Origin of the sequence: Shinella sp. HY16 (assembly GCF_028534175.1) — a bacterium.
GTDB lineage: Bacteria > Pseudomonadota > Alphaproteobacteria > Rhizobiales > Rhizobiaceae > Shinella.
In genome coordinates, this window is sequence record NZ_JAHYXL010000001.1 from 925,059 (window position 1) to 945,750 (window position 20,692).

20 protein-coding genes are annotated in these 20,692 nt (G+C 67.1%); 7 read left to right on the forward strand and 13 right to left on the reverse strand.

Annotated features, from left to right (window positions below):
* Positions 1-102 precede the first annotated feature (102 nt).
* Both K0P03_RS04565 and K0P03_RS04570 read left to right on the forward strand, forming a co-directional pair.
* Positions 103-480 carry an MbcA/ParS/Xre antitoxin family protein gene (locus tag K0P03_RS04565; RefSeq protein WP_050743515.1) on the forward strand — a complete coding sequence of 126 codons (378 nt, stop codon included), beginning with the start codon at positions 103-105 and terminating at the stop codon, positions 478-480.
* Positions 440-1,198 carry an RES family NAD+ phosphorylase gene (locus K0P03_RS04570; protein WP_272789019.1) on the forward strand — a complete coding sequence of 253 codons (759 nt, stop codon included), beginning with the start codon at positions 440-442 and terminating at the stop codon, positions 1,196-1,198. The genes K0P03_RS04565 and K0P03_RS04570 overlap by 41 nt, the downstream gene beginning before the upstream one ends.
* On the opposite strand, the gene K0P03_RS04575 is transcribed toward K0P03_RS04570, so the two are convergent.
* On the reverse strand, positions 1,187-2,713 hold the full coding sequence (locus K0P03_RS04575) for an ABC-F family ATP-binding cassette domain-containing protein (protein ID WP_272789020.1): 1,527 nt from the start codon (positions 2,711-2,713) through the stop codon (positions 1,187-1,189). The two genes, K0P03_RS04570 and K0P03_RS04575, sit on opposite strands and share 12 nt — an antisense overlap.
* 462 nt (positions 2,714-3,175) lie before the next feature.
* Positions 3,176-4,741 carry a helicase HerA-like C-terminal domain-containing protein gene (locus K0P03_RS04580; protein WP_037407989.1) on the reverse strand — a complete coding sequence of 522 codons (1,566 nt, stop codon included), beginning with the start codon at positions 4,739-4,741 and terminating at the stop codon, positions 3,176-3,178.
* Positions 4,742-4,988: 247 nt separating this feature from the next.
* Here K0P03_RS04580 and K0P03_RS04585 point away from each other — a divergent pair, with 247 nt between their 5' ends.
* Complete coding sequence (locus K0P03_RS04585) at positions 4,989-5,381, forward strand: hypothetical protein (RefSeq protein ID WP_023515240.1); 393 nt, start codon at positions 4,989-4,991, stop codon at positions 5,379-5,381.
* 42 nt (positions 5,382-5,423) lie between these two features.
* On the opposite strand, the gene K0P03_RS04590 is transcribed toward K0P03_RS04585, so the two are convergent.
* From K0P03_RS04590 to K0P03_RS04605, 4 genes are all read right to left on the reverse strand, one after another.
* On the reverse strand, positions 5,424-5,936 hold the full coding sequence (locus K0P03_RS04590; protein ID WP_023515239.1) for a ClbS/DfsB family four-helix bundle protein: 513 nt from the start codon (positions 5,934-5,936) through the stop codon (positions 5,424-5,426).
* Positions 5,937-6,024: 88 nt separating this feature from the next.
* On the reverse strand, positions 6,025-7,179 hold the full coding sequence (locus K0P03_RS04595; RefSeq protein ID WP_023515238.1) for an MFS transporter: 1,155 nt from the start codon (positions 7,177-7,179) through the stop codon (positions 6,025-6,027).
* A gap of 72 nt (positions 7,180-7,251) precedes the next feature.
* Positions 7,252-8,139: a serine hydrolase domain-containing protein gene (locus tag K0P03_RS04600; protein WP_272789021.1), complete on the reverse strand. Its 888-nt coding sequence runs from the start codon at positions 8,137-8,139 to the stop codon at positions 7,252-7,254.
* A gap of 112 nt (positions 8,140-8,251) precedes the next feature.
* The gene (locus K0P03_RS04605) at positions 8,252-8,644 is read right to left on the reverse strand and encodes a hypothetical protein (RefSeq protein ID WP_272789022.1); all 393 of its coding nucleotides are present in this window, start codon (positions 8,642-8,644) and stop codon (positions 8,252-8,254) included.
* A gap of 208 nt (positions 8,645-8,852) precedes the next feature.
* Between K0P03_RS04605 and K0P03_RS04610 the strand changes: the two genes are divergently transcribed.
* Positions 8,853-9,455 carry a superoxide dismutase gene (locus K0P03_RS04610; RefSeq protein ID WP_024270857.1) on the forward strand — a complete coding sequence of 201 codons (603 nt, stop codon included), beginning with the start codon at positions 8,853-8,855 and terminating at the stop codon, positions 9,453-9,455.
* 58 nt (positions 9,456-9,513) lie between these two features.
* On the opposite strand, the gene K0P03_RS04615 is transcribed toward K0P03_RS04610, so the two are convergent.
* Entirely contained in the window at positions 9,514-10,215 is a 702-nt protein-coding gene (locus K0P03_RS04615; protein WP_272789023.1) for a helix-turn-helix transcriptional regulator, read from the reverse strand.
* 121 nt (positions 10,216-10,336) lie between these two features.
* Between K0P03_RS04615 and K0P03_RS04620 the strand changes: the two genes are divergently transcribed.
* The 3 genes from K0P03_RS04620 to K0P03_RS04630 all read left to right on the forward strand — a co-directional run bounded on the left by K0P03_RS04620 (position 10,337) and on the right by K0P03_RS04630 (position 12,620).
* The gene (locus tag K0P03_RS04620; RefSeq protein ID WP_023516103.1) at positions 10,337-10,972 is read left to right on the forward strand and encodes a LysE family translocator; all 636 of its coding nucleotides are present in this window, start codon (positions 10,337-10,339) and stop codon (positions 10,970-10,972) included.
* Positions 10,973-11,103: 131 nt separating this feature from the next.
* Entirely contained in the window at positions 11,104-11,550 is a 447-nt protein-coding gene (locus K0P03_RS04625; RefSeq protein ID WP_272789024.1) for a c-type cytochrome, read from the forward strand.
* Between the two features lie 161 nt (positions 11,551-11,711).
* Positions 11,712-12,620 carry a c-type cytochrome gene (locus K0P03_RS04630; protein ID WP_272789025.1) on the forward strand — a complete coding sequence of 303 codons (909 nt, stop codon included), beginning with the start codon at positions 11,712-11,714 and terminating at the stop codon, positions 12,618-12,620.
* Positions 12,621-12,829: 209 nt separating this feature from the next.
* Here the strand turns inward: K0P03_RS04630 and K0P03_RS04635 are convergent, their stop codons facing one another.
* From K0P03_RS04635 to K0P03_RS04660, 6 genes are all read right to left on the reverse strand, one after another.
* Entirely contained in the window at positions 12,830-13,414 is a 585-nt protein-coding gene (locus K0P03_RS04635; RefSeq protein ID WP_272789026.1) for a DJ-1/PfpI family protein, read from the reverse strand.
* Positions 13,415-13,439: 25 nt separating this feature from the next.
* Complete coding sequence (locus tag K0P03_RS04640) at positions 13,440-13,940, reverse strand: GNAT family N-acetyltransferase (RefSeq protein WP_023516107.1); 501 nt, start codon at positions 13,938-13,940, stop codon at positions 13,440-13,442.
* 223 nt (positions 13,941-14,163) lie between these two features.
* Positions 14,164-14,613: a hypothetical protein gene (locus K0P03_RS04645; protein WP_272789027.1), complete on the reverse strand. Its 450-nt coding sequence runs from the start codon at positions 14,611-14,613 to the stop codon at positions 14,164-14,166.
* A 69-nt stretch (positions 14,614-14,682) separates the two neighbouring features.
* Positions 14,683-16,359 (reverse strand): ABC transporter ATP-binding protein, encoded by a 1,677-nt coding sequence (locus K0P03_RS04650; RefSeq protein WP_272789028.1) that lies wholly within the window; start codon positions 16,357-16,359, stop codon positions 14,683-14,685.
* 95 nt (positions 16,360-16,454) lie between these two features.
* Positions 16,455-18,788 (reverse strand): glucose/quinate/shikimate family membrane-bound PQQ-dependent dehydrogenase, encoded by a 2,334-nt coding sequence (locus K0P03_RS04655; protein WP_272789029.1) that lies wholly within the window; start codon positions 18,786-18,788, stop codon positions 16,455-16,457.
* Positions 18,789-19,159: 371 nt separating this feature from the next.
* Complete coding sequence (locus K0P03_RS04660) at positions 19,160-20,671, reverse strand: protein adenylyltransferase SelO (RefSeq protein WP_272789030.1); 1,512 nt, start codon at positions 20,669-20,671, stop codon at positions 19,160-19,162.
* Positions 20,672-20,692: the final 21 nt, after the last annotated feature.

Consider the following 20,692-nt stretch of genomic DNA (forward strand, 5'->3'; position numbering starts at 1 on the left):
AGCCCCAGCCTCCGGGCCTTTTGTCGTGCGGGGAGGGCGCTCGATCAGCTTGTCATGAGAAAAATAATTGCTATATTGTTTCTCATGAAAGGAAATCGCGCCATGCAACGCAAGCCCATCGCAAAGGCCAATGCCGAAGGCGCCGTGCTCACCAAGGCGGCCGTCAATGCGGCGGAGCGGCTGGGGTTGACGGCGCGCATCCTCTCGGCGGTCATCGGCGTCTCGGAGGCGACGGTCTCCCGGCTGAAGCGGCAGGACGTGCTTCTGGAGCGTGGCACCAAGCCGTTCGAGCTGGCGGTGCTGCTCGTGCGCCTCTTCCGCTCGCTCGATGCCGTCACCGGTGGCGACGAGGCTGTCGCCCGCGCCTGGATGACGGCGGACAACACCGTGCTCGGCGAACGCCCTGTCGACCGCATCGTTTCCATTTCCGGCCTCGTCGATGTCCTCGCCTATCTGGACGCCCGCCGCGCTCTCGTCTGAGGCGCGGCCCTTTGCGGGGCCCGTCTGGCGTTTCGTCGAGGCGCAGCACCGCGTCTCGACGCTGAAACTCGTCGATACGCTGGACGAGCAGGCGCTGCTGGAGGACCTCCTGGAGGAGAGCAAGCCGGTGCTGCCGCCGGAATGCGCCGGTCTCGACTATCTGCTCGCGACCCCGTTCCGCTACGGTGCCGTCTATCCGCACGGCTCGCGTTTCCGCCGCGCCGGGCGCACGCTCGGCGTCTACTATGCCGGGCTTTCCGTCGAGACGGCGCTTTCCGAAATGGCCTTCTACCGGCTGCTGTTCTTCGCCGAATCGCCCGCAACGCCGCTGCCGGCCAACGCAGCCGACTACACCGCGTTTTCCGCCCTGGTCGAGACCGGCGGGGCGCTCGACCTTACCGCCCCACCGCTCGACCGCGATGCGGCCGTGTGGACGCACCCGACCGACTACGCCGCCTGCCAGTCGCTGGCCGACGGTGCGCGGGCGGCCGGCCTTGCCGCCATCCTCTATCGCTCGGTGCGCGATCCGGCCGGCGGCACCAACATGGCACTTCTCACCGCCTCTGTCTTCGCTGCGCCAAAGCCGGTGGAGCGCCAGACCTGGCGCATCCGGCTTTCGCGGCTTGGCGTGCAGGCGCTGTGCGACCACCCGCCGCGTCGCATCGGCTTCTCCCGCGAGGATTTTCGTGGCGACCCGCGCATCGTTTCAGGCGGATAGGGCCGCCTCGGCGAAGAAGTCCTCGGGTCCGTCCACCTCGATGAGCCGCCGCTTCTCGATCACCCAGAAGCGGTTGGCCACCGACCGCACGAAGGCGCGGTCGTGCGAGACGATGAGGCAGCTCGCCTCGTTTGCCGTCAGCTCCCGCTCCAGCGCCTCCTGGCCCTCGATGTCGAGATGGTTGGTCGGCTCGTCGAGCAGATAGAAGTTCGGGTTGGTCAGCCGCAGCACCAGCATGCCGAGCCGCGCCTTCTGCCCGCCGGAGAGCTGGCCGACCGGCCGCCCCTGCTGTTCGATGGAGAGCCCGGCGCCGGCCAGAAGGCTGCGCGCCCGCTGGTCGCCGATGTCGAAGCGATGGATGATCGTGCCGTGCGGCGTCGCGGCGTCCGAAAGGTCCGAAAGCGCCTGGTCGCCATAACCGAGCACCAGCGAGGGCGTCGCCTTGATGCCCTCCTGACCGGCGCCCGCTGCCGCGATCGCCGCGCGCAGCCGCTGGACGAGCCGCGTCTTGCCGGCTCCGTTGAGGCCGAGCAGCACGATGCGGTCGCCCTGGCAGATGAACTTCTGGTCCGTGCGGAAGAGGAGGGTGCCATCCGGCGTCTCCACGGCGGCGTCCTCCAACGTCACCAGCACCTTGGCATGGGTGCCACGGTTGGCGAGGCGGATGGCGCCGGCCGAGCGCTCCTGGTGGGCGGGGCGCGCGGCGTCCTCGATCCGCTCGGCCCGTTCCTTCAGCTGCTTGGTCTTGACCACCAGGAGGTCACTGCCGGAGTTGATGCCGATATTGTTGAGCTTGGCGGCCTGCTGGCGCAGCTGCTGGGCAACCTTCATGTCCTTCTCGAAGCGCCGCTCCTCGGCCGCGTCCGCCTCGTCGAGCGCCGCCCGGGCGCGCGAATAGGGCAACGTGAAGAGTTGCGAGCGCTCGGGCCTCAGGAACAGCGTGCGGTTGGTCACGGCGTCGAGGAAGGCGCGGTCGTGGCTGGAGATGACGACCGGCATGTCGCGCGGCAGGCTGGCGAGCCACCCCTCCAGCCGGGCGATCTTCGAGAGGTCGAGATGGTTGGTCGGCTCGTCGAGGAGCAGCACGTCCGGCTCGCCGACGCGCACGCGGGCGATCAGCGCGATGCGCTGCCAGCCGCCGCTGAGCTGGCGGAGCGGCCGCTCGCGCAGCGTCTCGGGGACTTCCAGCTCCTCCAGCGTGACATCGGCCCGCCAGCTTTCGCTCTCCTGCTGTTCGGTAGAAAGCGCGCCGAGCACGGCCTCGCGGAAGGTCAGCGCGTCGAGGCCGGTCGGAAGGTTCTGCTCCATATGCCCGACGGTGAGGCCGCGCGCGCGGGTGATCTCGCCTGTCGTCGGCTCGAATGCGCCGGTGATGCATTTGAGCAGGGTGGATTTTCCCCGCCCGTTGGCCGCCACGAGGCCGATCCGGTCGCCGGCGGCGACGGCGAGGTTGAGATTGGCGAAAAGCGGGGTGGAGACGGTGACGCCGAGGGCGCGGATATTGATGAGCGACATGGAACGATCTCTGGTCTTCGGAGCCCCGCGGCGCGGCATCGGCCGTCGATCACGCGAAAAGGCTCAGGGGACACGGATGCGGAGTGAGCGCATCCGCCGGGTAAGGCGGACCAGAAGAAGAGTGTGTTCGTTCCGATCAGCCCTGCAAACGCATCTGCAGGGCAAGATCAGGGCCGTGCGTACGGTGTGGCAGAAATTCGTATTTCACGCGCAGCCCTCTCTTACGTGTTGCGAACGGGGGAGGGATAGCATCGGCTTGCGGGGTTTGGCAAGCGGGGCAAAGGCGCCTCGTCCGGCTGCCGCCACCTTCTCCCCGCAAGCGGGGCGAAGGGATTTGTGGCAAGGTCCCGTCCTATTTCCGCCGGCCCCTCTTGCGGGAAACCGGATCGGCATCTCCTTCTCCCCGCCTGCGGGGAGAAGGTGGCGGCAGCCGGATGAGGGGCCGCGCCGCGCCCGCAGCGCCTACCGCCGCAGGCTGCCGAGGATGCCGCGCACCAGCGCCCGGCCGAGCGAGGAGGCGACGGTGCGCGCCACGGACTTCATCGCCGCTTCCGCCACCGTCTCGCGCTGGTAGCCGGAGCGGGCCTTCGGCTGCTTGGGGGCGGGCTGGGCGGCGGGCTCGTCGTCGCCGAAACCGGGCAGGGTCCAGCGGCTGCCGCCGGAGGACGGGGTGTCTGCCTGCTGCTCTTCCGCCTGCTCCTGCGCGGCGGCGGCTTCGGCGGCCTTCTTGGCGCGGGCGGTGAGGATCTCGTAGGCGGATTCGCGGTCGAAATCCTCGTCATAGAGGCCCGCGACGGGGCTGACGCCCATGATCTCCTTGCGCTCGGCCTCGGTGACCGGGCCGAGGCGCGAGGCCGGCGGGCGGATCAGCGTGCGCTCCACCATGGAAGGCGCACCCTTGCCTTCGAGCGTCGAGACGAGCGCCTCGCCGGTGCCGAGATTGGTGATGACCTCGGCGCAATTGAAATCCGGGTTGGGGCGGAAGGTGTCGGCCGCGGTCTTCACCGCCTTCTGCTCGCGCGGCGTATAGGCGCGCAGCGCATGCTGCACGCGGTTGCCGAGCTGGGCGAGCACGGTTTCCGGCACGTCGAGCGGGTTCTGCGTGACGAAGTAGACGCCGACGCCCTTGGAGCGGATGAGGCGCACGACCTGTTCGACGCGCTCGGTGAGCACCTTCGGCGCGTCGTTGAACAGAAGATGCGCCTCGTCGAAGAAGAAGACGAGCTTCGGCTTGTCGGGATCGCCCACTTCCGGCAGCACCTCGAACAGTTCCGAGAGCATCCAGAGCAGGAACGTGCCGTAGAGGCGCGGGTTCATCATCAGCTTGTCGGCCGCCAGGACCGAGATCGCGCCGCGTCCGTCATTGGTGGTGCGCATGATGTCGGAGATCTTCAGCGCTGGCTCGCCGAAGAACTGCTCGGCGCCCTGCTGTTCGAGGATCAGCAATTCGCGCTGGATCGAGCCGACGGAGGCCTTGGAGATGAAACCGAACTGGCTGGAGAGCGTCGAGGCGTTCTCGCCCATATAGTTGAGCAGCGCCTGGAAATCCTTCAGGTCGAGCAGCGGCAGGCCGCCCTGGTCTGCGATCTTGAAAGCGATGTTGATGACGCCTTCCTGCGCGTCCGTCGCGTTCATCAGGCGCGAGAGCAGCAGCGGGCCCATCTCGGAAATGGTGGTGCGGACGCGGTGGCCCTTCTCACCGTAGAGGTCCCAGAAGATCACCGGGAACTGCTGGAATTCGTAAGGCGAAAGGCCGATCTGGTCGGCGCGCTTCTGCAAAAAGTCCTTGGCCTCGCCGATGGCGCCGATGCCCGAGAGGTCGCCCTTCACGTCGGCGCAGAACACCGGCACGCCGGCATTGGAAAAGCCTTCGGCGAGGATCTGCAGCGTCACCGTCTTGCCGGTGCCCGTCGCGCCCGTCACGAGGCCGTGGCGGTTGCCGAACTTCAGCTCCAGATACTCCGGCTTGTTGTTCGTATCGTCAGGCTTGCGGCTGGTGCCGATATAGAGTTTTCCGTCCTGAAGAATGGATTCCGTCACGTTGAAACTCCTTCGAAAGCCGTTCTGATCCGATCGCTGCCCACGGGCGGATCGCCGCGCCGGGCAGGTTTTCATTGAATCGTCTCAGGCAGGTTATAAGGATAGTCCCGCACGGGAACAACACGCTTTCAAAGGGCGCCCGCCCGGTCGTGGACGCCCCGTGCAGCCGGCTTGAGTTTGCCGGGGAATTCATTTACCTTGACGTCAACGTCAATTCCCTTTCGGAGGATTTTCCATGAACGAACTCGTCACCCGCGTTGCCGATGCCGTCGGTATCGATGCCGCCCTGGCGGAAAAGGCCATCGGCATGATGCTCGGCTTCCTGCAGCGCGAGGCCGCCGACGGCCCGGTCGCCCGCATGATCGAGGCCATTCCGGGCGCCTCCGAGCTGGTCGCCCAGTATAACGGCGAAGGCACGGGCGGCGGCGGTCTGCTTGGCGGCCTGATGAGCGCCATCGGCGGCGGCGGCGTCATGGGGCTCGGTCAGCAGCTCATGAGCGAAGGCCTCGGCATGGGCGAGATCACCGGCCTTGCCAAGGAAACCATGGCGGTCGCCCGCGAGCATGCCGGCGCCGACGTTGTCGACGAGGTCGTCGCCTCCGTACCGGGCCTCAGCCAGTTCGTCTGATCCGGCCTTCGCCATCCCGCACCGGCGGGATGGCCTCCCGCCTCAGCCGGGTGGCGGGGATTTCAGCCAGTTGCGCAGACGGCCGCGCGCATTGGCATAGGGGGATGCGGTGTTGAGCTGGATCATCCTGCCCATAGGCCATTTTTCGTACCAGGAGCGTCCGTAGAGCGCCGCGTCGTTCTTCCGCTCCACCGCGGCGAGAATTGCCTGCTTGGCGGTTTGCAGCCGGTCCAGCAGGTGCGGATAGGGCAGGCCCTCGTAGTCGCGGTAGAATTTTCCGGCGAGCCTGCCAAGCTCGTTCCATTTGAAGCCGGTTTCCGGAAAGTCGATGGGCGCACCGGCGTCGTCCCGCGCCAGCCATTTTAGCACCAGCTCGTTCCAGCCCGTCAGATAGGCGACGAGGTCGAAGGGGCTCATCTGCGTGCCCTTGGCATGGCCCTCCATCGTGCGCTCGTGCACACGCGTCTCCGGAACCTCCGCCAGCGTCTTCAGAAGCTTGCCGAATTCGGTGTCGATGGCCGCGATCAGCGCGGCCCTGTCCTGCGGAACGGCCATGATACCCCTGAAACCTGTCGTTCAGGAGCCTACAGCGGTTTTTCGCCGGCGACATGCGTCAAATCGCGGCGGCCGGATCGGGAGGGGCTCAGCGCCGGCGTGCCAGCATCAGGGCGGCGGTGAAGAGCGTCAGCCCGATACCGACGGAGAGCGGCCCGGCCTTCGGCCCGCCGGCCTCCATGATTGCGCCGGTCAGTGCCGAGCCTGCCCCGCTGCCCGCCGCATAGGCGAGGGCGAAGGCGGCGGCGCCGGCCACCAGCATGGCGCTGCTGTAGCGTTCGCCCAGCATGGTGAGCGCGCAGGTGTAGAGCGAGAAGGTGGCCGTGCCCATCAGCGCGAAGACCGAGAGGATGGCGATTTCCGACTGCATCGACGGCAGGATGAGATAGCTCGCCGCCGCGGTGCTGACGGCGGCCATGGCGACGCGTTCGCGCGGCAGCTTGTCGAGCAGCAGGCCGATGAAGGGCTGGGCGATCGCCGTCGGCAGCGCCAGCACCGTCACGCTGATCGCCGCAAAGGCCTCCGTATGCCCCATCTTCACGAAATAGACCGGCATGGCCGAGATGGCGGCGATATCGGCGAAGCCGAAGACGAAGACCATGCCGACGAGCAGCGGTGCCGCCCTGAAGAAGCGGAAGACGTCGCCCGTCGAGGAAGGCTCCGGCACGGTCCTGGTCGAGAACATCAGCATGGCGGTCGCAAACGCGACGATGGCGAGATAGACGGCGGTCAACGCGAAGCCGAGCCCGCCCTCGCTGCCGAGCAGCGGAATGGCGAGCGGGCCGGCGGCAAAACCGGCGCACATGCCGGCGCCGTAGATGCCGGAGACCCGGCCGCGCAGCCGGTCCGGGCAGGCGGCGCTGAGCCAGGCTTCGCCGAGCATGAAGATGAGGCTGGCGAAGAAGCCGAGCAGGAAACGGGCGACGAACCAGACCACAAACGAGGAGGAGGCCGCGAAGGTGGCAAGGCAGAGCGAGCAGCCGACGAGGCTGGCGATGATCAGCCGGTCGGCCCGCCAGCGCGCCGTCAGGCTGCCGAGGAGCAGCGTCGAGGCGGCAAGGCCGGTGGCGAAGGCGAGCGCGTTGACGCCGATCAGCGCCGGCGAGAAACCGCGCGCCTCCAGCGTCAGCGAGATCAGCGGATAGGTGAGCCCCTGCGCCACGGAAAAGGCGGTGACGCCGAGAATGACGGCGGCAATGGCCGGCCAGTCCGGCGAGAAGACGGTTGACGACGAGGACTGCATGAAGGGCTCCCGGCGCCGCACCGGCGCGCGCTTCTCCATACCGGATCGGGCCCCTGTTTGGGAAGGGGCGGGTCAGACGATGGTGCGCAGCAGGGCGCGGAGGATCTGTCCCATCCGTGCATGGCTGATGCCGTTGTCGACATCCGCCGCCCGGTGCACCACGACGAGGTCGAGCGCCGCAATAACGATGATATATTGCCCGCCGGCGCCACTGGCATAGACGATGGGCCAGTCCGTCGCGAGGTCGTCGCCCGGCGCGTTCGCTTCCGCCGACCACCAGAGATAGCCATAGCCGCGCCCGCCGCCGAGATCGGTCAGCGGCCGCGTGCTCTCCGCCACCCACGCCTCCGGCACAACCTGCCGGCCTTCCCAGCGGCCGCCTTCGAGGACCAGCCTACCGATGCGCGCCAGATCCCGGCAGGAAAGACGCATCTTGTAGACGGGGTGACGCGATTGCGGGCCGAAGACATCGGAAACATCCTCGGCCGCAAAATCCTGCATCTGAAGCGGTTCGGCGACCTGCTTCCGGAAGGCGGCTGCGAGCGTGCGTCCGGTCTCCTGCCGGTAGATCGTGCCGAGGGCGTTGAAATCCCAGTTGTTGTAGTACCAGAAGGTCCCCGGCGCGTGGCTGCCGCGCACCGGGCGGCCCGGCTCCATGCCGTAGACACAGGGATGGTAGACGCCGGAGCGCGATTTCATGAGGTCGGCGACGGTCGCCTGCTTCTCCTGCGCCGTCAGCGGCGAGAGATCGTCGATGCCGAGCGCGTCGAGCGTGGCGTGGATGTCGATTTCACCGGCCGCAACGGCGATGCCGTAGAGGATACCGATCAGGGACTTGCGCACCGAGGCGACGCTTGAGCGATGGGCATGGAAGCCGCGGGCAAAAACCACCTCGCGGCCCCTGATGGCGAGCAGCGCCGTCGAGCCGCCGGAAGAAAGCAGGGCGTTGAGATCGTCCAACAGCGCCTCCCGGCGGATGGGGAATCAGTGGCCAAGTCTTGCACGACGGCGCTTCCGGCGGGAGGTGCGGATAGAAACACTGCTGCCGCGGCGGGGCGGCGGTCGCGCGGCGCTATTCCTGGCCGGCCTCGTCCACCGTCTTGTTGTCGCCCGTCTTGGCCTTTTCTGCCGCTGCCGCCTCGCGCTCGCTTTCGCGCACCACATGCAGAAACTCGGCCGCGATGGGCGGGGAGACCTCCACCGTCTTCTTTTCCTTGTCGTAGATGCATAGATAGGTGATCTGGCTCTTCGATTCCGGCGAAAGCCCCTCGATTGCCGCAAGTCCGAAGGATTGCGTGCCTGTCGGCTCGACGAAGACGTTCGGCGTGCCGAGCGCTTCCGGCAGGCTCGCCAGGCAGCTCTTCTCCACGTCGGCGCGGAATTCCTCCCAGGCATCGGGCGAGGAGGCATGGGCGAGCGGGGCGACGAGGAGAAGCGGAAGGGCGGAAAGCAGGCGAAGATGCATGGGCAGGCTCCGTGTCAGGGGTGTCGGACAAAATGTCCGGAATCGCTTCCGGTTCCATTCGTCATTGATCTGACACGGGAAACGGGAAGGATTTTGTCGCATGTCAGGAAAAATTGGAACCCGGGCGGTTGCCACTTCCGGTCGCCGCTCCTATGTTCCGCTCACGGATTTCATTGAAAAAATTCCGTCGCCAAGAGGAGACACCACGATGGCTTTCGAACTTCCGCCGCTTCCCTACGATTACGACGCGCTCGCGCCCTTCATGTCGCGCGAAACGCTCGAATATCACCATGACAAGCACCACAAGGCCTATGTCGACAACGGCAACAAGCTGGCCGAGGAAGCGGGCCTTCAGGACCTCTCGCTGGAAGAGATCGTCAAGAAGTCCTACGGCACCAACCAGGGCCTCTTCAACAATGCCGGCCAGCACTACAACCACGTCCATTTCTGGAAGTGGATGAAGAAGGGCGGCGGCGGCAAGAGCCTGCCGGGCGCCCTGCAGAAGGCGATCGACAGCGACCTCGGCGGCTATGACAAGTTCAAGGCCGATTTCGTCGCCGCCGGCACCACGCAGTTCGGCTCCGGCTGGGCCTGGCTCTCCGTCAAGGACGGCAAGCTCGCCATCTCCAAGACCCCGAACGGCGAAAACCCGCTCGTGCACGGCGCCAACCCGATCCTCGGCGTCGACGTCTGGGAGCATTCCTATTACATCGACTACCGCAACGCCCGCCCGAAGTACCTCGAGGCCTTCGTCGACAGCCTGATCAACTGGGACTACGTCCTGGAGCGCTACGAAGCCGCTACGAAGTAAGGCGTTCTTCGCTTTCGAAATCAGGAAACCCCGGCTGGAAACGGCCGGGGTTTTTTATTCACCCCGCCTCCTGCCGCCGGCTCTCCGCCCAGCCGGAAATCCATAGCTGCCGCAGCCTGTCGCCCTCGCCGCGAAAATGCAGGCCAGTCGCTTCACAGGCCTCCACCCGGTCGGCGCGGAAGTTGCGGATGGCTTCGCGCAGCTCGCACCAGGCGACGATGTTGGCGGTCTCGGAATAGTAGATGAGGGCGATGGGGCGGACGGTGCGTTCGCTGGCGCGGCCATATTCGTCGCGGTAGTCGATGCGCAGCGTCTCCTCGTCGCGGATCGCCCGGCGCACCGCGGCAAGGTCGATGCCCTCGGGCTGGCGCGGCGCGGTGCCCCAGGCATGCAGGGCGCGGGCCGAGAGCGTCTGGCGCAGCGGCGGCGGCACCGCGCCGGCGATCTTGTCGCCCACCCGCCGGGCGGCCGCCTGCAGCTCCGCATCGCCGGTGCGCTCCAGAAGCGCCAGCGCCAGCACCACGGCCTCGGTCTCCTCGATGGAGAACATCAGCGGCGGCAGGTCGAAGCCGGGGCGCAGGATATAGCCGATGCCCCGCTCGCCTTCCACCGGCACGCGCATCGCCTGCAGGGCGGCGATGTCGCGGTAGATCGAGCGCACCGTCACCTCCAGCCGCGCGGCGATCTCGGCCGCCGTCACCGGATGGCGGGCAAGGCGCAGGATCTGGATGATCTCGAAGAGCCGGGAGGCCTTGCGCATGGTTGTTCCCTTCACAACTGACACATCCCTGTCAGTTGGCCTTCGCTATAGCACGCTTCAAGCGCTTGAAACACAAGGGAGCAATGGGCTTCCGGGCGTGCACCGGCAATGGACAACTGACATGACCTACAGCGAAAACCTCTGGCTCTTCTTCCTGCTCGTCTCCGGCATCATCATCGTGCCCGGCATGGACATGGTCTTCGTGCTGGCGAGCTCCCTTTCCGGCGGGCGCAAGGCGGGGCTCTCGGCGACCTTCGGCATCATGGCGGGCGGCCTCGTGCATACGCTCTATGCGGCGCTCGGCGTCGGCATGCTCCTGCATTTCGCGCCGGGCCTGTTCAACGGCCTGCTGCTTCTCGGCGCCGCCTATGTCGCCTTCATCGGCTGGCAGCTCTTCCGCTCCTCGATCGTGGTGGACGCTGTCGGCAGTCTCGACCGGCGCGGCCTTGCGACCCGCTTTCGCCAGGGCGCGCTGACGAGCCTGATGAACCCGAAGGCCTATCTCTTCATGCTCGCGGTCTTCCCGCAGTTCCTGCGCCCGGAGTTCGGCCCGCTGTGGCGTCAGGCGCTGGTCATGCTGCTGATGATCTGGGCCACGCAGCTTGCCGTCTACGGCGGCCTCGCGCTCGCCGCCGCCCGCAGCCGCGATGCCCTGACCGGCAATCCTGCCGCCACCCGCCTCGTCGGCCGCGCCGCGGGCGTGCTGCTCGTGGCGATCGCGGTGGCTACGGTGTGGCGGGGCTGGGGGACGGTGTGAGTGTGTGAACACCCATCATTTTGGTTTTCAAAAATATTTTACTTTCCTCGACTTCCTAAAATGCAAAGATGCCCACGCATCGTAAACCGGCGGCGCGGAGGAAACCGCCCGCCAGCAACCGGGAGAACCCGATGAAGTTCAGGACTTTGGCAGCCGCGGCCGCGATTGCGGTCATCGGCGCGGGGGCCGTCGTGGCGGCGGATGAGCCGCAGGTCGTCCGTCAGGAGATGATGAAGAAGGTCGGCGGGGCCATGGGCGCGCTTGCCGGCATCGGCAAGGGCGAGAAGCCCTACGATGCGGAGGTCGTCAAGGCATCGCTGACCACCATGAGCGAAGTGGCCAAGGCCTTCCCGGACCAGTTCCCGGCCGGTTCCGAGGCGGGCAACGAAACCGAAGCGAGCCCCAAGATCTTCGAAGCGATGGACGACTTCAAGGCGAAGTCCGCCAAGCTTGCCGCCGATGCCGATGCGATCCTTGCTGCCGGCATACCGGCGGACCAGGCGGCCGTCGGTGCCGCGCTCGGCACGATCGGCCCCAACTGTGCGGGCTGTCATGAGGTCTACCGCATCAAGAAGTGATTGCGGTAGACCATTCCACCTGAAGCGAACAGCGACCACCCCGGCAGAGTGCCGGGGCGGGCGTTGCTGAACATTCCCCGCGGCGAGATCCAATCGGCACCGGGTTGTGTGAAAACGGGCGTTCCGGATGCTGCGGTGACGGGGGACGATAGGGGATTTTCATGGCACTCAAGAAACTTCTCGGCGGGATCGTCGTGCTCGGTGCGATCGGCGCCGGCGCCTTCCTGTTTCTCACCGCGCCGGAGCGGCTGCCGGCGGAGGCCTGGGCCGCGGCGGGCACGCCGGATCTTGCGAATGGCGAGCGCATCTTCCATGCGGGCGGCTGTGCGAGCTGTCACGCCGCGCCGGGCGCGGCGGATGACCAGAAGCTGGTCCTGGCGGGCGGTCTTGCGCTGAAGAGCCCGTTCGGCACCTTCCACGCGCCGAACATTTCACCCGACGAGACGGCCGGCATCGGTGCCTGGACGCTGGCGGAGTTCGGCGACGCCATGAAGCGCGGCACCGGCCGCGACGGCGAGCATCTCTACCCGTCCTTCCCCTATGCCTCCTATGCGCGCATGACCGTCAAGGACATCGCCGATCTCTACGGCTACCTGAAGACCCTGCCGAAGAGCGGCAATGTCGCGCCCGGCCACGACCTGCCGTTCCCCTTCAACATACGCCTTGCGCTCGGCGGCTGGAAATTCCTCTATCTCAACGAGGCGCCGCGGGTGGCGCTGGCGAATGCCGACGAGACCGTCAGGCGCGGCCAGTACCTCGTGGAAGGGCCGGGCCATTGCGGCGAATGCCATACGCCGCGCGATGTCATCGGCGGGCTTGAGACGGGCCTGTGGCTGGCCGGCGGGCCGAACCCGGAAGGCGAGGGGCGGGTGCCCAACATCACGCCGGCCGAGGGCGGCTTCGGCAGCTGGAGCGCGGGCGACATCGTCAGCTATCTCGAAACGGGATTCACCCCGGAATTCGACAGCGTCGGCGGCGCCATGGTGTCGGTGCAGAAGAACATGGCGCTGCTGCCCAAGGAAGACCGCGAGGCGATCGCGGCCTATCTGAAGGCGATTCCGGCGCATTGAGGCGGGGCGGTCTCCGGCTCGGCAGCGTCAGCCCATCTCACTCCACCCCATTTCATTGTGGTCATCCTCGGCCTTGAGCCGAGGATTCAGGGCTCGCCCGGCGCGTGGATGCTTGGCTGACGGCCGAGCATGACCGAGGGGCGGGGCAGTGACGCCTCCGCGCCCAAAGTGGAGGGCAACCGGCACGGCAAAGGAGGGCGATCATGCCATCACGCCGGCGCCTTGCGATGCTCGTCACCATACATTGCCAGATAGTCGAAAAGCTCGGTGGAGCCGAGGCCGATGGCGTCGAGAATTTCGCGCGCGAAGGAGACCGGGGCCGCGCCCGAGGCGGTGATGACGGCGCGGTCGCGGACGGCCTGCGGCTGGTCGCGGTAGAGCGCCGTGCCGCGATAGGCCGGCACGACGTCCGGCAGCTGGCCGCGATAGTTGCCGGTGTGCGCCCGGTCGTCGAGCAGGCCGAGGCGGCCAAGCGCCAGGGTCGCATCGCAGATGCCGGCGACCGGTTTTCCGGCCGAAACGAAGCGCGCGACCGGAGCCGAAAGGTCGGGCGCCTCGCCGGATTGCCAGATCGTGCCGCCGCACAGCACGAGCACGTCGAAATCGGCGGGCAGGGCATCCTCCGCCCTGCCGGCGGATTTTATGGAGACGCCGCCGAGGGAGGTCACGTCCGCGCCGCCGGGCGTCAGGATGACGGTCTCGGCGCCGCAGTCGCCGCGCGCCGTCGCCATCAGCAGCCCGCATTCCCAGTCGGCATATCCCTCGGTCAGCACGATCGCCAGTCTCTTCGCCATGTCGGTGTCCTCCTCTTCGAATCGATCAGCCCAGGGACTGAACGTAACGCATACCGGTCACCGGGCCGGCGCGGAAATTCATCTGCTCGTAGAAGCGGTGCGCACCGAAATTGCCGGTCGCCGCGCTCACCGAAAGGTAGCCGCAGCCGGCGATGCGGGCGTGTTCGCGGGCGCGCGAGACGAGGTGGCGGCCGATGCCGTGGCCGCGATGGTCCTTGCGCACGAAGATCTGGTGCAGCTCCATGCCGCGCTGGCCTTCGAGCGCGCGGTACATCGGCACGAGCAGGGCGTACCCGATCAGGCGGCCGCCGGCTTCGGCGACGAGCGCGGTGATCCAGGGATGGGCGCCGAAGAGATCGCGGTCGAGATCGACGGCCGAGACCTTCGCCGTGTCGCCGTGGCATTCGGCATGCAGGGCGATCATGTCGAGAATCTGCTGCAGGTCGCCCGGGCGCGCGGCGCGGATGGTCAGCATCGGCGGGCGATCGAGGGCGGCGGGGTCGAGTTTGATGACGGTATTCTGCATTTCGGGCTCCTAGGGTTTTGTGCCATCAGGTGCCCAGAAACAACAAAGCCGCCTGATGGCGGCTTGTTGACATGATCGAACAGCCGCTCCTTATCGGAACAGCCAAAAATACGTCGCGGCGATGTGCGTGCTCTTGATCATGGACGCGATATTCTCGAAATCGCGCCGTTTGTCAATCGGCTTTCGTCGCCGCCTGCAGAAAGCGGGATGAAAGCGGAGGCGGTCAGCCCCCCGCTTCCTCCGTGCCGGCGACGGATTGCCCTTCCGCCGTGCCTGCCTGCTGGGTGTCGTCGATGCCGAGCTGCTGCTTGATGGCGCGGCGGATGTCTTCCTCGATCGCCGATCGCTCTTCCTCGGGAAGCTGCGCCAGGCTCTCCTCGGTCAGGCCGAGGGCTTCCAGCATTTCCTTGCGCAGCCGCTCGGCCGGCGTCATCTTGGAAAGCTCCAGGAACTCGGACATCAGGCTGGCGCTCTCGTCCTCGGCCTTGTCGAGCTTGGCCTGGGTCAGCCACAGCGCGTTGGCAAGACCGGAGGGGATCGGGGCCGTGGGGCTGACGGTCGGGACGTTGCGCCCCGAGCCGCCGCCGCCCGTGCCGTCGTAAAGGCTTTCCCCGCTCGTCGCGCGCGGCTTGCCGTAGGTGTAGGCGGAAAGCATGCTGCCGTCGATCTTCATGGAAGGGCTCCCGGAACCTTGGTTGCGGGAACCATTACAGGTTGCAGCTTTTGCGAGCCTTGCCACCCTTTACACGTCGCTCTCGATGCGGCCCGAACCGAGCCGCACGACATGGTCCTGCGGGGCGATGACGCTCTTGCGATGGGTGACGGCAAGGATGGTCACGTCGCCCGCAAGCCCGCGGATATGCTGCATGATGCCCGCTTCCGTTGCCTCGTCCAGTGCCGAGCTCGCCTCGTCGAGGAAGAGGAACTGCGGGTCGGCATAGAGCGCGCGGGCGATGGCGATGCGCTGCCGCTCGCCGCCGGAAAGCTTCATGCCCCGCTCGCCGACCATGGTCTCGAATTTCTCCGGCAGGCCTTCGATGAAGGCCAGGATCGCCGCCTTTTCCGCCGCACGCCGCAGCCGCTGCGGGTCGAGGACGCGGCCGAGCACGATGTTGACGGCGAGCGTGTCGTTGAGCAGCACCGCCTCCTGCGGCACGATGCCGACGGCGGCATACCAGTCGCGCTGGGAGACGCCGTCGAGGTCGATGCCGTCGACGGTGATGCGGCCCGCCTGCGGGCGGATGGATTTCAGCGCGAGGCGCAGCAGCGTCGACTTGCCGGAGCCGGTTTCGCCGACGAGATAGGTGATGCGCCCGCGCGTCGCGGCAAAGCCGATCCTCTCGACGCCGCGGCCGTTCTCGTGGGCATAGGAGACATCTTCGAAGGCGAGGCGCCCGTCGTCGGGCGAAAAACCGCCCGACGTGCCCGTATCCGGCTCCTCGGGCGCGGCCCAGATGCGGGCGAGCGGCAGCAGCGAGGCGCGGGCGCGCACCACGTCGTCGAGCGCGTGGCCGATCATCTCGAAGGGCTGGTTGAGCTGCAGCAGCAGCGTGTTGAACAGCACGATGTCGCCGACGCTGAGATCGCCCGCCCGGTAGCGCGGCAGGAGGAGCAGGAAGGTGATGACGAACTGCAAAGCGAGCCCGGCGCCCATCAGCGATGAATAGCCGATGCGCCGGCGGCAGAAGACCGCCCAGTTGTCGCGCTCCTCGCCGGCCTTTCCGGCAAAACGCGCCTGCATCCAGCCATGGCTGCCGAAATGGCGCAGCGTCTCCATGGCCGTCATGGCATTGCCGATGAACTTGGCGTTCTCCTGCCCGGCTTCGATCGCCGCGTCGAGATATTGCCGTGTGCGATGGTTGGCGATGGCCGTCAGCGTGATGAAGACGCCGCCATAGGCGACGACGATCAAGACGACCTCGAGATTGATCGTCGCCCCGAGCATGACGAGCGCCAGCGTGATCTGGGTGATGCCGGGAATGAAGACGATGAGCGCGAGCTGCACCAGCGTCATCATCGCGCCCTGGCCGCGCTGGCCGGCGCTTTCGATCTCGGCCGGGTTGTGCTCGGTGAAGAAGGCGGCCTGTTTCTTCAGCAGACGCTCGAACAGGCTGGTGCTGGCGATGAAGCTGAGGTTCTCCGCGCTCATGTAGGAGAGATACTGCACCATGTGCTGGAGGGCTGCGGCGATGCCGATGAGCAGCGCATAGACGACAAGGCCGGCCGCCAGCATCTCCGCCATCCGGTCGGCGGCCATGGCGTCGATGAGGCGCGAGAAGAGGTAGGGCGCGGCGATGGAGGCGATCGCCGAAAGGAAGACGATGATCGCGACGAGCGCCAGCAGGCCACGCGAGGAGCGCCAGTAGTTGGCAAGGATGATCTTCACCGGCGCGGCAATGAGCCGCCAGTCGTCTTGCATGGCGAATCTCCGGGAGGAGAGGAGGAGGCGGCATAGTGAAAAGGCCGGCGCGCGGTGGCAATCGCGCGCCGGCCGGATGGCGGATCACGTCTTCGTTACGGCAGCGTATAGGCGATGACGTAGTCGCCGGGCTTGGTGCCGACGGAGCCGTGTCCGCCGGCGACGATCAGCACATATTGCCTGTCGCCGGCCGTGTAGGTCATCGGCGTGGCCTGTCCGCCCGCGGGGAGCCGGGCCTCCCAGAGCTGGCGGCCGCTCGTCAGGTCGTAGGCGCGCAGGTAGTCGTCCACTGCGGCTCCGAGGAAGGCAACGCCGCCCTTGGTGATCATCGGGCCGCCGATGCCGGGCACGCCGACCTTGAAGGGCAGCGGCAGCGGCGTCATGTCCATGACCGTGCCGTTCTTGTGCTTCCAGGCGATCTCGCCGGTGGCAAGGTTCGCTCCGGCGACATAGCCCCATGGCGGCGCCTGGCAGGGAATGCCGAGCGGGCCGAGGAACGGGCCCATGAAGACGCCGTAGGGCGCGCCCTCGTTGCGGTTGAGGCCCTGTTCTGAGCCCTTCTCGTCCTGGCCCTTCGGCGGGATCTGGTCACGCGGCACGAGGCGGGAGGTGAAGGCGAGGTAGGTCGGCATGCCGAACATCACCTGCCGCTCCGGATCGACCGCCACGGAGCCCCAGTTGAACGTGCCGAAATTGCCGGGATAGACGATCGTGCCTTCCAGCGAGGGCGGTGTGTAGCGGCCTTCGTACTTCATCGACAGAAAGTCGATGCGGCAGGCGAGCTGGTCGAACATGCTGATGCCCCACATGTCCCTTTCCCTGAGCGGCGGCGGCATGAAGGTGAGGCCGGAGACCGGCTGGGTCGGCGCGGTGAAGTCCTCGGGGATGGCGCCGGTCGGTGCCGGCACTTCCTTGACCTCGATGATCGGCTCGCCGGTGCGCCGGTCGAGCACGTAGATGTCGCCCTGCTTGGTGGGGCCCACGAGGGCGGGGATGGTGGCGCCGTCCCTGGTGATGTCGATCAGCGCCGGCTGGGCCGGCACGTCCATGTCCCAGAGGTCGTGGTGAACCGTCTGGCGCACCCAGCGCACCGCGCCCGTCTTGATGTCGAGCGCGACGATGGAGGAGGCGTATTTCTCGACATGCTCGCTGCGGCCCATGCCGAGCTGGTCGGGCACGCGGTTGCCGAGCGGGATATAGACGAGGCCGAGGGCGTCGTCATAGCTGAAGACCGACCAGGAATTCGGCGAATTGACTGTATAGACCTGGCCCTCGGGCAGCGGCGTCGTGACGTCCGGATTGCCGGAATCCCAGTTCCAGACGAGCGCGCCGGTGTTGACGTCGAAGGCGCGGATGACGCCCGACTGCGACTGGGTGGAGTAGTTGTCGTTCACCGCGCCGCCGATGATGATCTTGCCGTCGGTGATGACGGGAGGCGAGGTGGAATAGTAGTAGCCGGCCGGATTGTAGGGCATGCCCTGTTCGAGCTGCAGCACGCCGTTTTCGGCGAAGCTCGTGCAGACGTCGCCCGTCGCCGCGTCGAGCGCGATCAGCCGGGCGTCCGAGGTCGGCAGGTAGACGCGCGTGGCGCAGGTCGTGCCGGCGGCCACGGCCGGATCGGCATAATACGTCACGCCGCGGCAGGTCTGGTGCTGGCGGTCCGGGTTCATGCCGGAGTTGGAATCGTATTTCCATTTCTCCTTGCCCGAGGCCGCATCGAGCGCGATTGCCCAGTTGTGCGGCGTGCACATGTAGAGCGTGTCGCCGATCTTCAGCGGTGTCACCTGATAGGTGGTCTCGCCGACATCGTCGGGCAGCTTCACGTCGCCGGTCTGGTACTGCCAGGCGACTTTCAGCGTGCCGACATTCTCCGTGTTGATCTGGTCGAGCGGCGAATAGCGCTGGCCGTATTGCGTGCGGCCGTATTGGTGCCATTCGCCTGATGGCACATTGCCGCCGAGGGCGGGCGTGGCGTTGACGACGTCGGTCGGCAGGCTGCCGGCCACGTCGTGCGGGTCCTGCGTCATCGCAAAGCCGGCAACGCCGATGGAGACGAGGACGGCAACGGCGAGCGGCAGGGCCGAGGCCGGGTAGGGCGTGCCGGTGGGGCTGGCAAAACCGAGCGGGCGGCGGATGGCCGGCAGCATCAGCCACAGGCCGAGCAGCACGATGACGCCGCCGCGCGGGCCGAGCTGCCACCAGTCGAAACCGACTTCCCAGATCGCCCAGCCGAGCGAACCGAGGATGACGAGGGCGTAAAGCCAGAGCGCCGCGCCGGAGCGGCGCAGCAGAAGCACGGCGGTGACGAGGAAGGCAAGGCCGGTGACGAGATAATAGGGGCTGCCGCCGAGCGACAGCAGCCACCCGCCTCCGCCCGTCAGCACCAATCCGATGATGGCGAAGAGGGCGGCGGTCAGTGTGAGCAACATGGGGATCTCCGTTGGTGCTGCCGACCGGGGAGGAGGCCGACAAGACGTCCGGCTCAAGGAGGGACACGGGAGAAATTAGGGCGGAATCGTGGCGCTTCAATCCCGGAGAAGGGGAGAAGAGAAAATTATACTTTTAGACTCATGTTTTTAGGGCGAAACCATCACACGGGGAACTTGCCCTTCACCCTAACCCTCTCCCTGCAAGCGGGGAGAGGGGACGTGCCCCACGAACGGGTGTTGCTTGGGGAAAACGGCGCGGCATATCCCTTCGCCCCGCTTGCGGGGAGAAGGTGGCCGGCAGGCCGGATGAGGGGCAAGCGCCCCGGGTGATGGGCGCCTACAAGGAAGGGCGGCCTTCAACCCCATTTCGGTCACGTCCCGCAGAAGGTTGCGGTGATCTCCTCGCCGGGCTTGGGCGGCAGGGCGTAGGCGGCGAAGGCGGGCTGGTCCTCGTAGGGCCGCGCCAGCACGTCGTTCAGCGCCGAAAACAGCGAGAAGTCGCCGTGGTCGACCGCCGCCGCCAGCGCCTCCTCGACCTTGTGGTTGCGCGGGATGAAGGCGGGGTTGGCGTTGCGCATCGCCGCAGCGCGCGCCTGCGGGGTCCCGGCCTCCCGCGCCAGCCGCGCGCGCCAGAGGGCAAGCCAGGGCGCAAGCGTGCCGGGCGTTTCGAGAAGGTCTTCCAGGGCTGCGTCCGCTGCCTCGCTTTCGGCCGCGTCGGCAAGGCGCCGGAAGGCGAGCGTATAATCCGCCTTCTGCTCGTAGAGCGTGACCATGAGGTCGCGGATCAGGCCCTGGTCGTCGTCGTCTTCCTCGGCGCCAAGGCCGATCTTCGCCCGGATCACCACCTTCCAGTGATCCTGGAAGCGATCCATGAAGCGGGCGACGGCTGCGTTCGCCATCGCCACCGCCTTGTCCTGGTCGTCGTCGAGAAGGGCAAGCAGCGCCTCGGCAAGCCGGGCGATGTTCCACTGGCCGATGGCGGGCTGGTTGCCGAAGGCATAGCGCCCGTTGCGGTCGATGGAGGAATAGACGGTGCGCGGATCGTAGTGATCCATGAAGGCGCAGGGACCGAAATCGATCGTCTCGCCCGATACCGTCATGTTGTCGGTGTTCATCACGCCGTGGATGAAGCCGACGCCGAGCCATTTCGCGATCAGCGACGCTTGCCGGTCGGCGACGGCGTCGAGCAGCGCGAGATAGGGGTTTTGCGCGCCCTTCAGCGCCGGATAGTGCCTGTCGATGACGTGGTCGGCGAGCACGCGCACATTCTCCGTGTCGCCGCGGGCGGCGAAGAACTGGAAGGTGCCGACGCGGATATGGCTTGCGGCGACGCGGGTGAAGACCGCGCCGGGCAGCACCCGGTCGCGATAGACCGGCTGGCCGGTGGCGACCGCCGCCAGCGCCCGCGTCGTCGGTATGCCGAGCGCATGCATGGCCTCGCTGACGATATATTCGCGCAGCACCGGTCCGAGCGCCGCCCGCCCGTCGCCGCGGCGCGAATAGGGCGTCTGGCCGGCGCCCTTCAACTGGATGTCGCGCCGACGGCCGTCGCGGTCGATCACCTCGCCGAGGAGGATCGCCCGTCCGTCGCCGAGCTGCGGCACGAACTGGCCGAACTGGTGGCCGGCATAGGCCATGGCAAGCGGCAGCGAGCCGGGCAGCGGCACGTTGCCGGAAAAATAGCCCGCGCCGTGCCGCTCCAGCGCATCCGCATCAAGGCCGATTTCCCCGGCAAGCGTGCGGTTGAACGCGATCAGCCGCGGCGCTTCCACCGGGCTCGGATCGACCGGCGCGAAGAAGAGGTCCGGCAGGCGCGCATAGCTGTTGTCGAAGGCGACGGGGCGGCCGTCGTCGCTGCGCTGCGGGTTGGTGGCGTTGCTCATGGCGTCCTCTTGGGCGTTCTC

Excerpts from the sequence above, each read along its gene's own strand:
- K0P03_RS04565 (WP_050743515.1), top strand. The coding sequence starts at position 103 with ATGCAACGCAAGCCCATCGCAAAGGCCAATGCCGAAGGCGCCGTGCTC.
- K0P03_RS04570 (WP_272789019.1), top strand. The coding sequence starts at position 440 with ATGTCCTCGCCTATCTGGACGCCCGCCGCGCTCTCGTCTGAGGCGCGG.
- K0P03_RS04575 (WP_272789020.1), bottom strand. The coding sequence starts at position 2,713 with ATGTCGCTCATCAATATCCGCGCCCTCGGCGTCACCGTCTCCACCCCG.
- K0P03_RS04585 (WP_023515240.1), top strand. The coding sequence starts at position 4,989 with ATGAACGAACTCGTCACCCGCGTTGCCGATGCCGTCGGTATCGATGCC.
- K0P03_RS04590 (WP_023515239.1), bottom strand. The coding sequence starts at position 5,936 with ATGGCCGTTCCGCAGGACAGGGCCGCGCTGATCGCGGCCATCGACACC.
- K0P03_RS04595 (WP_023515238.1), bottom strand. The coding sequence starts at position 7,179 with ATGCAGTCCTCGTCGTCAACCGTCTTCTCGCCGGACTGGCCGGCCATT.
- K0P03_RS04605 (WP_272789022.1), bottom strand. The coding sequence starts at position 8,644 with ATGCATCTTCGCCTGCTTTCCGCCCTTCCGCTTCTCCTCGTCGCCCCG.
- K0P03_RS04610 (WP_024270857.1), top strand. The coding sequence starts at position 8,853 with ATGGCTTTCGAACTTCCGCCGCTTCCCTACGATTACGACGCGCTCGCG.
- K0P03_RS04615 (WP_272789023.1), bottom strand. The coding sequence starts at position 10,215 with ATGCGCAAGGCCTCCCGGCTCTTCGAGATCATCCAGATCCTGCGCCTT.
- K0P03_RS04620 (WP_023516103.1), top strand. The coding sequence starts at position 10,337 with ATGACCTACAGCGAAAACCTCTGGCTCTTCTTCCTGCTCGTCTCCGGC.
- K0P03_RS04625 (WP_272789024.1), top strand. The coding sequence starts at position 11,104 with ATGAAGTTCAGGACTTTGGCAGCCGCGGCCGCGATTGCGGTCATCGGC.
- K0P03_RS04630 (WP_272789025.1), top strand. The coding sequence starts at position 11,712 with ATGGCACTCAAGAAACTTCTCGGCGGGATCGTCGTGCTCGGTGCGATC.
- K0P03_RS04635 (WP_272789026.1), bottom strand. The coding sequence starts at position 13,414 with ATGGCGAAGAGACTGGCGATCGTGCTGACCGAGGGATATGCCGACTGG.
- K0P03_RS04640 (WP_023516107.1), bottom strand. The coding sequence starts at position 13,940 with ATGCAGAATACCGTCATCAAACTCGACCCCGCCGCCCTCGATCGCCCG.
- K0P03_RS04645 (WP_272789027.1), bottom strand. The coding sequence starts at position 14,613 with ATGAAGATCGACGGCAGCATGCTTTCCGCCTACACCTACGGCAAGCCG.
- K0P03_RS04650 (WP_272789028.1), bottom strand. The coding sequence starts at position 16,359 with ATGCAAGACGACTGGCGGCTCATTGCCGCGCCGGTGAAGATCATCCTT.
- K0P03_RS04655 (WP_272789029.1), bottom strand. The coding sequence starts at position 18,788 with ATGTTGCTCACACTGACCGCCGCCCTCTTCGCCATCATCGGATTGGTG.
- K0P03_RS04660 (WP_272789030.1), bottom strand. The coding sequence starts at position 20,671 with ATGAGCAACGCCACCAACCCGCAGCGCAGCGACGACGGCCGCCCCGTC.